Source organism: Bacillus yunxiaonensis, assembly GCF_037104695.1.
GTDB classification, from domain to species: domain Bacteria; phylum Bacillota; class Bacilli; order Bacillales; family Bacillaceae_G; genus Bacillus_A; species Bacillus_A yunxiaonensis.
In genome coordinates, this window is the sequence record NZ_JBAWSV010000001.1 from 919,460 (window position 1) to 933,857 (window position 14,398).

General features: G+C 37.4%; 11 protein-coding genes. All 11 read right to left on the reverse strand.

Going from position 1 to position 14,398, the window contains the following annotated elements:
* Window positions 1-15: 15 nt before the first annotated feature.
* Window positions 16-792, reverse strand: coding sequence for an ABC transporter ATP-binding protein (locus WAX78_RS04570; protein WP_336481080.1), 777 nt, complete (start codon window positions 790-792; stop codon window positions 16-18).
* Between the two features lie 10 nt (window positions 793-802).
* A complete protein-coding gene (locus WAX78_RS04575) occupies window positions 803-2,086 on the reverse strand; it encodes a branched-chain amino acid ABC transporter permease (RefSeq protein ID WP_336481081.1) in 1,284 nt (427 codons plus the stop codon).
* Window positions 2,087-2,095: 9 nt separating this feature from the next.
* A complete protein-coding gene (locus tag WAX78_RS04580; protein WP_336481082.1) occupies window positions 2,096-3,082 on the reverse strand; it encodes a branched-chain amino acid ABC transporter permease in 987 nt (328 codons plus the stop codon).
* Between the two features lie 66 nt (window positions 3,083-3,148).
* Window positions 3,149-4,351 carry a branched-chain amino acid ABC transporter substrate-binding protein gene (locus tag WAX78_RS04585; protein ID WP_336481083.1) on the reverse strand — a complete coding sequence of 401 codons (1,203 nt, stop codon included), beginning with the start codon at window positions 4,349-4,351 and terminating at the stop codon, window positions 3,149-3,151.
* A 141-nt stretch (window positions 4,352-4,492) separates the two neighbouring features.
* On the reverse strand, window positions 4,493-6,916 hold the full coding sequence (gene parC / locus WAX78_RS04590) for a DNA topoisomerase IV subunit A (RefSeq protein WP_336481084.1): 2,424 nt from the start codon (window positions 6,914-6,916) through the stop codon (window positions 4,493-4,495).
* Between the two features lies 1 nt (window position 6,917).
* Window positions 6,918-8,882, reverse strand: a complete 1,965-nt coding sequence (gene parE, locus WAX78_RS04595) for a DNA topoisomerase IV subunit B (RefSeq protein WP_336481085.1) — start codon at window positions 8,880-8,882, stop codon at window positions 6,918-6,920.
* Between the two features lie 526 nt (window positions 8,883-9,408).
* The gene (locus WAX78_RS04600; protein ID WP_336481086.1) at window positions 9,409-9,822 is read right to left on the reverse strand and encodes a CoA-binding protein; all 414 of its coding nucleotides are present in this window, start codon (window positions 9,820-9,822) and stop codon (window positions 9,409-9,411) included.
* Window positions 9,823-9,894: 72 nt separating this feature from the next.
* Entirely contained in the window at window positions 9,895-11,109 is a 1,215-nt protein-coding gene (locus WAX78_RS04605) for a S1C family serine protease (protein WP_336481087.1), read from the reverse strand.
* Window positions 11,110-11,285: 176 nt separating this feature from the next.
* A complete protein-coding gene (locus WAX78_RS04610) occupies window positions 11,286-11,963 on the reverse strand; it encodes a response regulator transcription factor (RefSeq protein ID WP_336481088.1) in 678 nt (225 codons plus the stop codon).
* A gap of 15 nt (window positions 11,964-11,978) precedes the next feature.
* Window positions 11,979-12,431 carry an anaerobic ribonucleoside-triphosphate reductase activating protein gene (nrdG, locus tag WAX78_RS04615; RefSeq protein WP_336481089.1) on the reverse strand — a complete coding sequence of 151 codons (453 nt, stop codon included), beginning with the start codon at window positions 12,429-12,431 and terminating at the stop codon, window positions 11,979-11,981.
* Window positions 12,428-14,296, reverse strand: a complete 1,869-nt coding sequence (locus WAX78_RS04620; RefSeq protein ID WP_413789155.1) for an anaerobic ribonucleoside triphosphate reductase — start codon at window positions 14,294-14,296, stop codon at window positions 12,428-12,430. Before WAX78_RS04620 ends, nrdG begins: the two co-directional genes overlap by 4 nt.
* Window positions 14,297-14,398: the final 102 nt, after the last annotated feature.

Below are 14,398 nucleotides of genomic sequence, written 5' to 3' on the forward strand. Positions count from 1 at the left end.
TTACTTTATCCCGCATTACTTCTCTAACACTGCGCTTTTCCCTAAATACGCTTCAATAACTTTTGGATTGTTGCGAATATCTTCCGGCCTTCCTTCTGCAATTTTTTCACCGTGATCTAATACAATGATATGCTCAGAAATCTCCATGACAAGTTTCATATCATGTTCAATTAATACAATTGTTAGGTCCAGCTCTTCACGCATACGATAAATAAGCGCTGTTAATTCCTTCGTTTCCTTCGGGTTCATCCCGGCCGCTGGCTCATCCAATAGTAGCACTTGAGGTTTTGCCGCGAGCGCCCTAGCGATTTCAAGGCACCGCTGTGCCCCGTACGATAAATTTTGCGCTTCTTCATTTAATAAGTGAGCTAAACCAACATATTCTAGAAGGTCGTATGCTGTTTGCTGGGCTTTTTCCTCTTCTCTCTTTACCCCTGGCAGGTGTAACAAAATCCCCAAAAGATTACTTTTCAAATGATTGTGAAGTCCTACCATTACATTTTCAAGTACCGTCATATTGTTAAAAAGACGAATATTTTGAAACGTACGGGCAATGCCATGCTTTGAAATACCATGCGGCTTCAAACCAGTTATTTTTTCTGCACCAAGTAGAATGTCCCCTTCATCGGGCTTATACACGCCTGTTACCATATTAAAGAAGGTCGTTTTTCCTGCTCCGTTCGGTCCAATTACAGCAGTAATCGATCCTTTGTTTACTTTCATATCAACACTTTTCACTGCAACAAGCCCGCCAAACCGCTTTGTAATATTCCGAACTGTTAAAATCGTCATATCCTCACCCCTAGGCTCCAAATACATTCTCTTTTTGTGTTTTCGATTCGATTTGTTTTATCCTACCTTTTTTCAGCTGCTCTTCATTAAATTTCCGATTTTTCGCAGGTATGAGTCCTTGCGGGCGATACAAAGCAAATAAAATTAAAATTCCCCCAAAGATAAAACGCTGCATTTTAGCTGGAGAAAGTGCATCCGGGATTGCAACTGTTCCACTTAAGTTTAATTGGTTTAGCCAGTTTGTTAATTCAGTAAGTACTTGTAAATTTAAAATCGTCATAACTGCTGCTCCTAAAATAACGCCTGGTACACTTCCCATACCACCAAGTAATACCATAACAAGAATAGTAATCGACTCTAGTAACGTAAAACTGGTTGGATCGACGAAAGTTTGTTTTGCTGCAAAGACAACACCCATCATTCCTGAAAATGATGCACCGATTGCAAATGCTAACAGCTTTGTTTTCACAAGCGGAATTCCCATCGCTTGGGCGGCAATTTCATTTTCACGAACTGCCTTCCAAGAACGGCCTATTTTCGAAAACTCTAGTCGTTTTACAATAAAGATTACAAGTAGTAAAATACCGAGTACAATGTAGTACACTTGACTTGATTGCAAAAATGTAAACCCAAATAAAGAAGGTGGTTTTACAGAAGATAAACCCATTGCACCGTTCGTAATATTAACCGGCTTATCTAGATTATTAAAAATAATACGGATAATCTCTCCAAATCCAAGTGTTACAATTGCTAAATAATCGCCTTTCACACGTAACACTGGGATACCAAGCAAGACTCCAAATATTGCCGCAATAAAACCGCCTAGTAAAATAAAAATCCAAAAGCTTTCTCCTGACAATGGGTAGTGACCAAATGGCATAAAGTTATTTGCTTGAGCTGTTGCAAAAATACCGTATGTGTAAGCTCCTATTGCAAAAAAAGCGACAAATCCTAAATCTAGCAGTCCTGCAAAGCCGACAACAATATTTAACCCTAGCGCCATTGCTATATAAATTCCAACTAATGTCGCCACTTCCATATAAGACTGATAAGCCGGACCACCACTAGCTGTGAATGGAAGCAATATAACTAATACAAATAACCCTATCAACCATTTCCATTTACTGTGCAAATTTGTGTAATACAATAATAAAAGAGACAATAGTAATAGTAGAAATGCCGTTACTGACTTTTGTGCAAAATATAGACTCGCAGCAGTTATGCCCATATAAAGGACTAATAATATAAGTTGCATTCTCGTATTTTTCCTTATCATTTCTAGCCATTTTGTCATTATCATCACCTACACTTTCTCGGCAACTGCTTTGCCGAAAATACCTTCTGGTTTAAAAATTAAAACGAGAATTAAAATTCCAAAGGCAAACACATCCTTATATTCAGCTCCCAATATTCCAGAAGACAAGATCGATAAATTTGCAGCCGCAAACATTTCTAACAGCCCAAGCAATATACCGCCAACCATCGCACCTCGAATATTACCAATCCCACCCAGAACAGCTGCCGTAAACGCTTTCAATCCTAAAATAAAGCCAATGTACGGGTCTATTGTTCCATATTGTACAGCAAACAGTACACCTGTTGCTCCGCCAAGCGCAGAACCAATAAAAAACGTAAGGGAAATCACTTTATTCACATTTACTGACATTAACGAAGCAGTGTCACGATCTTGCGCAACAGCACGCATCGCCATTCCCCACTTTGTTTTATTAACGAAAAAGTCTAGAGAGAGCATCATAATAACCGCAAGAATGAGTAGTATAAGTGAAGATGTTTTAAGTTGAGCGTTATTAAAAGAAGACATAATTACTGAAGCCTGTACTGTAATTTGATCATTGAATAAGGTTGGACCTGTTATAATGTAGTTTCCTTTTTTTAATTCAGCAATAAAACGAACGATATCTTGCAGCAAAAAAGAAACACCAATTGCTGTGATTAACGTAATAAGCTTCGGTGCTTTTCGAAGCGGTCGATACGCGACCCTTTCAATCCCCATCCCAAGAAAACCTGTTATAAGAGATGTTGCAACTAAAACAAGTAACAACGCTAGCAAAGCTGGCATAACCGTCATCCAACCAAACCCCATAAAAACAAGGAAAATTGTTGTGCCAATAAAAGCACCCGTCATAAAAATTTCTCCATGAGCAAAATTGATAAGTTCTAATATTCCATATACCATCGTATATCCTAACGCAACAACTGCGTACACTGCACCAAGTGTTAATCCGTCAATTAGCACTTGAGGAAGTGTATGCATGATTTCTCCGAACATAAAATTTCCTCCTTTTTATTTTTCTTTAAAAAAGGTACGGAACATAAGTACCGTACCCATATCACCTTACTTTTTCTCTACTTCTCCTTCTTGTCTACCTGGATATTTTTGCTCTGCAAATTTATAAATATATACTTTTGCAAACTTATTATCACCTTTGCTATCAAACCCTACGTTTGTTACCGCTCCTTCAAAATTATTTGTTTTCCGAACAGTATCGCGTACTTGTTCTCGAGTTGGCATTTTGTTGTTATTTGCTTTAATCGCATCTTTCACTCCTTGCAAAAGTACACCCGTAGCATCATAACCATAAGCTGAATATCCTTCTACCTCTTTATTAAATTTGCTCTTATAATCATCTGCGAATTTCTTTCCTTTTTCTGTCGTTTTCGGATCAGCAGCGATAGAAGTGTAATACGTATTCTCAATAGAGTTACCTGCGATTTCTACCATCGTTGCTGAATCCATACCATCACCGCCCATAAATGGAACCGCAAGGCCCTTTTCACGGGCTTGCTTCACTAATAGTCCACCTTCTGCATATAGACCACCAAAGTAAATTAAATCAGGTTTTTTCGCTAGTACTTTATTTAACACACCATTAAAATCTTTTTCTCCAACCGTAATAGATTCATAACCTGCAATCGTTCCACCTAATTTTTCAATTTCTGTTTTAAATGCTTTAGCTAAACCTGTTCCATAAGCTGTTTTATCATCAATAATAAAAACGCTTTTTGCCTTCAGTGTTTTTAACGCAAACTCTGCTCCAGCAGGACCTTGAAAATCATCTCTTGTGCATATACGATTTACTACTTTCAAATTACGATCTGTTACTTCAACGGCAGTATTTGTAGGTGATACCATAACAACATTGTTTTTCTCATACACTTCAGAAGATGGAATCGCAACTCCTGAATTCATATGTCCAACGACACCGAGTATTTCTTTATCCGCGCCAATAATTTGTGCGTTCGCAACACCCTTTTTTGGATCAGCCTGATCATCATATGGCACAAGCCTTAGTTCATATCCTAATTTTTTAAACTCTTCTTTTTGTTCTTCTATCTTCAGCTGTGCACCAAGTTTAATTGCTTCCCCCTGCGTTGCTGAACCACCAGAAAGCGGTGATTGAGTCGCAATTTTTATGACCTTTCCACCTCCCGTACTTGCTGTATCAGCATTACCATTTGTTTTATTGCCGCATCCCGTTAACAAACCAAACACACATACCGCTGAAAGAACAAAAGCAAAATTCTTTTTTTTTATCACCCATATACCCCCATTTTCATTTTTCTGAACATTTAAAATATTTAGTTAAATAATAATGGAAGTATTTTATTTGTACAACTACTATTCTTCAGACAAATTTAGACAAAAACGCCCGACTCATTATATGAGGCGGGCGTTTTTTTACTGTTCTTTTTTCTGTGGCCACGTTTCCACAACAAGACCAACATCACTTACATCTATTAATAAACTTCCGTTACTGTAACGATCCTTATTACGGAGTGTATTCGGATCAAGTTCTTCTATTATCTGCTTTTCTGTTCGCATACAAACAACTTCATCTGCTCGAACAATTTCTACACCGACAATGCGGTATGGATTCTTTTTCAATTCTTTAAAGATAACGAGTCCTCGTTTTGCTCTCGTTGATTTTTCAATTTCTGTTGCTTTTAATCGTTTTACTGCGCCTCGTTGCGTAACGAGAACAAGCTGATCTTTCTCAGAATTGATAGGAAGACCGCATACAACGTAGTCATCTTCTTTCACATTCATTCCTTTTACACCAGCTGCCCGCACGCCAACTGGACTCACTTCTTCTTCATTGAAAACAAGTGCATATGCACCGTGCGTTGCAAGAAGAATATCTTGCGTTCCATCTGTAACAAAAATATCAACGACTTCATCATCTTTCTTTAAATTAACCGCAACAAATGCACGTGAATAACGCTGCACTTTATATTGATTTAATTCTGTTTTCTTAATCATTCCATTTCTAGTCACAAACGTAATAAATCGCTTCTCTTCGTCAAAATTCGGAACAACAGTTGCAAAGACGAGTGTTTCATCTCGGTCAAGCGAAACAATATTCGCAACGTGCTGACCTAAATCTTTCCAACGAATATCTGGCATTTCGTATACCGGAAGATAAATATAATTCCCTTTATTTGTAAATAAAAGAATTGTCGCGGTTGTATTTGTATCAAAGCGTTCGAGTAAGATGTCGCCCTCTTTCATACCGAAGTCTTTTCCGTTCGATGCATTATGCGAGCGCCAACCAGTTCGCTTTACATATCCTTCTTTCGTTACAGTAACGATGACATCTTCATGTGGAATCATCACTTCCACATCAATTTTAATTTCTTCAATCTCTTCCTCAATTACAGCACGACGACTATCACTATACGTTTTCTTTACTCTCTTTAAGTCCGATTTAATCACTTGAAGAAGTCTTTTTTCACTTTGTAAAATCGCTTGTAATTCTGTAATTTTCGTTTGTAGCTCTTCGGCCTCTTTTTCTAATGCTGTAATGTCTGTATTTGTTAAACGGTACAATTGCAGTGATACAATCGCTTCTGATTGTACTTCTGTAAAAGAGAATCTTGCACTTAAATTATTTTTCGCATCACGTTTATCTTTAGAAGCACGAATTGTTTCAATGACTTTATCTAAGATTGATAAAGCTTTCATCAAACCTTCCACGATATGCTGACGATTTTCCGCTTTTCGCAATTCATATTGCGAACGACGTGTTACAACTTCTTTTTGATGCCCAATATATGCATCTAAAATCTTTGGTAATGTCATTAGTGTAGGGCGGCGATTATGAATTGCTACCATATTGAAGTTATATGGTATTTGTAAATCTGTATTTTTATATAAATAATTTAAAATACCTTCTGCATTTGCATCTTTTTTCAATTCGACAACAATACGAAGACCTGTACGATCCGTTTCATCACGAACTTCAGCAATTCCATCCAGCTTCTTATCTAAACGTAGCTCATCCATTTTCTTTACAAGATTTGCTTTGTTTACTTCGTAAGGAATTTCTGTAATTACGATTTGCTGCTTCCCACCACGAATCGTCTCAACTTCCGCTTTTCCACGGATGATAATTTTTCCTTTGCCTGTTTCATATGCCTTCTTAATCCCATCAAGCCCTTGGATAATCCCACCTGTCGGGAAGTCTGGCCCTTTAATCAGCGTTAATAAATCATCTACAGTACTGTTTGGTTTATCAATTCGCAGCATTGTTGCATCGATAACTTCTCCAAGATGATGTGGTGGAATTTCTGTTGCATAACCAGCTGAAATTCCCGTAGATCCGTTCACTAAAAGATTTGGAAACATAGCTGGTAATACAACCGGCTCTTCACTTGTATCATCAAAGTTTGAAACAAATTCCACTGTTTCTTTATCAATGTCACGTAATAACTCAGAAGCAATTGGTGATAAACGAGCCTCTGTATAACGCATCGCCGCTGCCGGATCACCATCGACACTACCATTATTTCCATGCATTTCAACTAATACATTTCGTACTTTCCAATCTTGGCTTAAACGTACCATCGCTTCATACACGGACGAATCACCATGCGGATGATAGTTACCAATTACGTTACCAACTGTTTTGGCAGACTTACGAAACGGCTTATCATTTATATTTCCTTCTACATACATAGAGTATAAAATACGACGTTGTACTGGTTTTAAACCGTCGCGTGCATCTGGAAGCGCACGGTCTTGAATAATATATTTACTATAACGTGCAAAGCGGTCACCAAGCACATCTTCAAGCGGGAGGTCATGAAACTTCTCTGCTTGCATGTTATTCCACCTCCGTTGCTATAATCATTTCATTTTCTAAAATATTTCCTTCTTCTTGCATACCAAATTGAACATTGCGCTCAATCCATTTACGGCGCGGTTCTACTTTATCCCCCATCAATGTAGCAACCCGGCGATCTGCTCGTGAAGCATCATCAATTTTAACGCGAATTAACGTGCGCGTCTCTGGGTTCATCGTTGTTTCCCATAATTGGTCCGCATTCATTTCACCAAGACCTTTATAACGCTGTAGAATATAACCTTTTCCGACCTTTTTCGTGACATCATCAAGCTCTTCATCAGACCAAGCGTATTCAATGATTTCACTTTTCCCCTTCCCTTTACTCACTTTGTATAAAGGAGGAAGTGCAATAAATACTTTACCTGCTTCAATTAGCGGCTTCATATAACGATAGAAGAATGTCAATAGCAGTACTTGAATATGTGCACCATCTGTATCGGCATCAGTCATAATAACAATTTTGTCATAATTAATATCTTCAACAGAAAATTCCGCTCCAACACCGCCGCCAATTGCATAAATAATCGTGTTAATTTCTTCATTCTTAAAAATGTCGGCGAGTTTTGCCTTTTCTGTATTAATAACTTTACCGCGCAGTGGAAGAACAGCTTGGAAACGACGATCCCGGCCTTGCTTTGCAGAACCGCCTGCAGAATCACCCTCTACTAAATATAACTCGTTCTTTTGTGGATTACGCGACTGCGCTGGTGTCAGCTTTCCGCTCAATGTTCCTTCTGAACGTTTTTTCTTTTTGCCGCTGCGCGCTTCTTCACGCGCTTTTCGTGCTGCCTCACGAGCTTGTGCTGCTTTAATTGCTTTTTTCACAAGAAGTGTAGCCACATCAGGATTTTCCTCTAAAAAATACGCTAAATGCTCTGACACAACAGCATCAACAGATGAACGCCCTTCACTTGTTCCAAGCTTGCCTTTCGTTTGTCCTTCAAACTGAAGCAATTCTTCTGGAACACGAATGGAAACAATTGCACCTAATCCTTCACGAATATCCGTTCCTTCTAAGTTTTTATCTTTCTCTTTTAACAAAGAAACTTTACGTGCATACTCGTTAAATACGCGTGTCATAGCTGTTTTAAATCCAGCTTCGTGCGTACCGCCATCTTTCGTACGCACATTATTAACAAAGGAAAGAATGTTCTCAGAGTACCCATCGTTAAATTGAAAAGCTAATTCTGATTCAATTCCATTTTGCTCTCCTGCAAAATATACAACTGGATGCAACGAATCTTTCTCCTCATTTAAATAAGAAACAAACGCTTCAATACCCGTTTCGTAATGAAAAACATCTTCTAAATCGTTGCGTTTATCCTGAAGTACAATTTTCATGCCTTTTAATAAAAATGCTGATTCACGTAATCTCTCGCATAACGTTTCATAATTATAATTCGTTGTGCTAAAAATCGTTCGATCTGGTTTAAAATGAATCGTTGTTCCAGTATCTTTTGCTTTTCCGATTTTCTCAAGTGTCGTAACTGGAACACCACCATTTTCAAATCGTTGTTCATATACGTAACCATCTCGTTTAATTGTAACAACAAGCCATTCCGACAACGCGTTTACAACTGATGCGCCAACACCGTGCAAACCACCACTCGTTTTATAACCGCCTTGTCCAAACTTACCACCTGCATGAAGTACAGTTAAAATGACTTCTGGTGTCGGTTTTCCAAGCTTATGCATTCCTGTCGGCATACCGCGCCCTTTATCTACTACACTTATACTGTTATCTTTATGTATTACAACTTTAATTTCATCGCCAAATCCCGCTAATGCTTCATCAACGGAGTTATCTACGATCTCATATACTAAATGATGCAATCCGCGGCTATCCGTACTCCCGATATACATACCCGGGCGTTTCCGAACAGCTTCAAGTCCCTCTAGCACTTGAATTGCATTTTCATCATATTGAAATTGACGCTTAGCCAAACTCCTTGCCCCTTTCCTACCCAAAAATCAGAACATATGTTTTCTATTATAGAATAACGCCTTTTACTCACTTTTGGCAAGTGACGTTATTTCTTTTATATACTATTTTCATAAGAAAAATCCTTGCTTGTCACAAGGATTCCTCTACGCTACTATTTCAGAAAAGTAATCGTTTGTCAACGAAACATGGATATGTATTCCAAAAACAACTACATACTTCACCATTTAATAATCAACAAAATGATAATAATCCAAAATGGAGTGACAAGCAGCAATCCCCAAAAACAACCTTTAAAAAACTTCATGATGAACACCTCGTCCATCTGCTCCTCCCTATTATACGAATAGGAGCTCAATAAACTTCACAAATACGATCTATCCCGCTATTTTGAGTAGTATCCCCCCTCAAAACCCAGAGCGAAGCGAGGAGAAGATAGGCGGGGAATAACTCCCGGTAAAAGCCCGATTAATGAGAGCTTTCCATCATTGGAAGGCGAACCGCCCCCCCAATGATGGAAGTTTCACTTTATCTTGTCATTACATGTTCAACTTTAATGCAACGATCCATAATGACAGTATAGCCTTTTTCTTTCAAAAAACGATATGTTTCTTCATCTTGTATACCTAATTGTGCCCAAAATGTATCCGCTTCAATCGCAGTAAACTCTTTGGCAACATCCATTAAAAACTCCGAACGACGGAATACATTGACGATATCAACATGCTCTTTTATTTCAGCCAATGATTTTACCGCTTTTTCTCCTAATACTTCACTAACCTTTGGGTTAACAGGAATAATACGGTATCCTGCATCTTGCATCGCTTTTGACACCATATAAGAAGTACGTCCTGGATTATCAGATAATCCGACAACCGCAATAGTCTTACTATTCTTTAAAATCTCTCCAATTTCCGTACGAGTTGGATTTTCAATTGTCATATGTAATCCCTCCTGTTAGTTTAGTATAGCCGATAAAGAAAGTCTCTTTCAACATGAAAGAGACTTTCTTTATTAATTCGTAGTACCACTATCAGCTAATGTTAATGTTTTCGTTATTTTCTCACCATTTCGATACGCTGTCACTTCTAGTTTGTCGCCGACTTTTTTCTTCTCATATAAGTATTTACGGAACTGAACTGCATTGTCTATTTTTTGACCATCAAAGGCAACGACAACATCATATTGCTGCAACCCTGCTTTTTCTGCTGGTGATCCTGGAGTAATTTGTCTTAACAGAACACCACTTGTTACATCTTTTGGTAACTTAAATTGACCTAATGCATAACTTGGGATTTCATCAAGACCCATTACTGTAACACCCATAACAGGTCGTTTTACCTCACCATATTTTTCAAGAGAGTCAATTACTGGTTTTGCTACATTAATTGGAATGGCAAAGCCAATTCCTTCTACTGCTTGTTGTGCAATTTTACTAGAGTTAATACCGATTACTTCACCGTTTTGATTGAATAGGGCACCACCGCTATTCCCTGGGTTAATCGCAGCATCTGTTTGAATAACTTGTGCTTGCCAATCTGGACGGCCATCCCCGTTAATATCAACCGGGATCTCACGATCTTTACTACTAATAATCCCTTCTGTTACACTTCCATCAAAGCCGAGTGGGTTACCAATTGCAATCGCAGATTCTCCTGCACGAATTTTATCTGAATCGCCAAGTGTTGCAATTTTATTAACATTTTTTCCATCGATCTCAACAACCGCTAAATCTAACCAAGGATCTTTTCCTACTAACTTCGCTGGCACATTCGTTCCATTACTTAACTTCACTTCTAATTTATTTGCACCATCTACAACGTGGTTATTTGTCACAATAAGTGCCTTATCTCCAACTTTTTTATAAATAACACCTGACCCTGAACCAGCTTCAGCTTCTTGTCCTGCTGATTGGGAAAATGGATCTGTATTTTTTTGGAAATTCATTACACCTACAACTACTTCTTTTGCTCCTTCAATCATACCAGGGAGATCTGTTGCACCTTTTGTTTTATTAACAACTGGAACCGCCGTTCCCTCTACTTTTGTTCCAGAAGAAGATGAAATCACAGAGTTATTTGTCCAAGGCATATACGGAGCTGCAAAACTAATTGTAACGGCACCAATAACAGCACCGACAACCCCTGTAAAAAAGTACCCTTTTTTGCTGCTCGATTTTACTGTTTCGGTACGAGTTTCGTTCGTTTCTGTTTGATTATAATATCCCATAACTTATTTATCCCCTCTCTACTTAAATCGTATTTTTAGTATAATCACGATCTGTGTCCTTTCTGTGAACTCATCGTGAAATCCAAACAAAAAAATACAATCATATTTCATAATTAATCAAGTATAAAAAATTGTACATACAATTAAGTATAAAAATGTATAGATAGGCACTAATATTACTCTTCAAACTTATATCCGACACGAATAACTGTACCAATATGTGTTGCTTTATCTCCTAATTTATTACGAAGTTTCTTAATATGCGTGTCTACTGTACGATCATCTCCGAAGTAATCATACCCCCAAAGTTGATCTAATAAATGTTGACGAGATAATACAATCCCTTTATTCTCCATTAAATAAACAAGAAGCTCAAATTCTTTATGTGTTAATGTAATCTCTTCATCGTCTACCATTACAGTACGCGACAAACGATTCACATCGATACCCGCAAAAGAAAGTGTATTCTCTTCAGCTTGACCTAACGCACCGTCCGCACGTTTTAATAATGTTTTAGCACGTGCAACTAAAATTTTCGGACTAAACGGTTTTGTTACATATTCGTCTGCTCCTAATTCAAAACCAAGTAAAGTATCATCCTCATCAGAACGAGCTGTTAACATAATGATTGGTACCGCTGATTCTTTTCTTACACGTCTACATACAGACCAGCCATCAATTTCTGGCAGCATAATATCTAATATAATTAAATCCACTGTATGCTCAGCAAACCGTTCTAATGCTTCCTTTCCATCTTCAGCTTCAATAACTTCAAAGCCCTCATTTCGAAAATAATCGCTAACAATTTCTCGCAATCTTCTTTCATCTTCAACAAGTAAAACTGTTTTATTCAATTCTATCCCGTCCTTTTACTCCTTCAATCGTATAATACGTTGATTTGAACTTCCTCGAAACGGTAATGTAAGATCTCGTTTCGCTAGCTCAAACCTTCCATCTACTAATACATCTGCATACTGCAACAATTCTATCATATCATTATTTCGTGAATTCTGTATCTCCTCTAATGTATAACCTGTGTAAATCCATAAATTTTTTCCCATTTTTTTCACCGCTTTTGCTATTGCTTTCACTTCAGCAGCTTGAAAAAATGGATCTCCACCTGAAAATGTTACATCAGTAAGGTGGTTTTTTTCAATTTCTTTTATCATTTCTTCCTTTGTAATCTCAATTCCATTACAAATATTCCAAGACTGTGGATTATGGCAGCCAAAACAGCGATGCGGACAGCCCGCAAAAAATACGACTGTCCGCAACCCTTCACCATCTACTACACTATCATGAATGATATTCATTACTCTCATATATGTTTCACCCGCTCCGCTTCTTCACTGCGCTTCGCACTGTTCCACTTTGACATATCTCCTACAAGGTATCCAGTAATGCGACGAATTCTTTCAAAATAATGTTCATCTTCATTTCTACAGCTTGGACATTCATTCCCAATCACACCATTATAGCCACAACATTTACAGCGGTCCACTGGATGATTAATAGATCCATACCCTACACCATTTTGTGCCATTGCCTTTACAATTTGCTGTAATGCTTTTTGATTATGAACAGCCGCTCCGTCCAATTCAATATACGTAATATGACCACCATTACAAAGTGCATGAAACGGTCCTTCTAAACGAATTTTATCAATTACTTGAATAGGATAATAAACAGGGATATGGAATGAATTTGTATAATAATTATGATCCGTTACACCCGTAATCGTTCCAAATTCAGCTCGATCTTTCTTAATAAATTTTCCTGATAATCCTTCTGCCGGAGTAGCAATTAACGAGAAATTCAATTGATATTTCTCTGTTGCTTCATCCATTTTCTTTCTCATATATTCAATAATTTCATATCCAAGCTTCCATGACGCTTCATCTTCCCCATGATGTTTTCCTGTTAAAGCGACTAAACATTCTGCAAGGCCGATAAAACCAATACTTAATGTACCTTGTTTTAAAATTTCAGCAACACAATCTTCAGGTTGAAGTTTTTCGCCACCTCGCCATACTCCTTGTGAATATAAGAATTGAAAATCTCTTGCTTTTTTCGTCGACTGATAAGAAAATCTTTCTAATAATTGACGAACACCTAGGTCGACATAACCATTTAGAGCTTCAAAAAATACTTCTTTTGTTTCACTAATACATGCTAATTTCACTAAGTTAATAGATGTAAACGATAAATTTCCTCTTCCAATCGCTGTTTCTTCCCCATGAATATTGGACATAACACGAGTACGACACCCCATATAACATACTTCACTTTCAGGACGGCCATCATAATGTTCCGCATTAAATGGCGCATCTAAAAATGAGAAGTTTGGAAACAATCGTTTCGCTGTCGTTTCTAATGCTAGTTCAAATAAATCATAATTTGGATCTTTTTCTTCAAAATTTACACCTTTTTTTAATTTGAAGATTTGAATCGGAAAAATAGGTGTTTCTCCTTTTCCTAATCCAGCCTGCGTTGCTCGTAACAATTGTTTAATCAATAATCTTCCTTCTTTTGATGTATCCGTTCCGTAATTAATTGAAATAAATGGAACTTGTCCTCCGCCCCTGCTATGCATGCTATTCGAATTATGAATAAATGCTTCACATGCTTGGTACGTATCATTTTCTGTTTCTTTCCACGCAAACTCTTCTACTTGCTTAACTGTTAATGGATATGTTGCTAAACGTTTTTTATTTCTTTCAAACGTTTTTCTCACATATGGTGCTAAATCTATATCAAACAGCGCAAATGATTGACCACCATGCTGCATATTTTGATTCGCTTGAAAAATAATAGAGGAAAGCGCCAACGCACTTTTAATATCTTGCGGCTGTCGCATATATCCATGACCTGTATGAAACCCATTTTCAAGCATTTGAGCTAATGGAATTTGCGAACAAGTTGTCGTACCTGTTGCATAAAAATCTAAATCATGCGGATATAAAATATTTTGATCAATTGCTTTTTTTACTTCTTCTGAAAGTAATTGCTCCACCGCATAACACTTTGCACTTTCAGATGCAAATTTCCCCATCATTCCCATCGGAGAACGACCGTCAACATTCGCATTTTCTTGCATTAAATCTTGTTCATTTGCATAAATAATTTTCGTAAAAATATCCTTTAGGTTTTCTTCATATTTACTGTTTTTTTCTATTATTTGCTTCATTCCTTAAACCCCCAACAACATCTTGTTCATTCACTATCAAAATGATACAACATATAGTAAGGGTGGGTATGTGAAAAATGTAACATTCTGTGAAAATTTTTT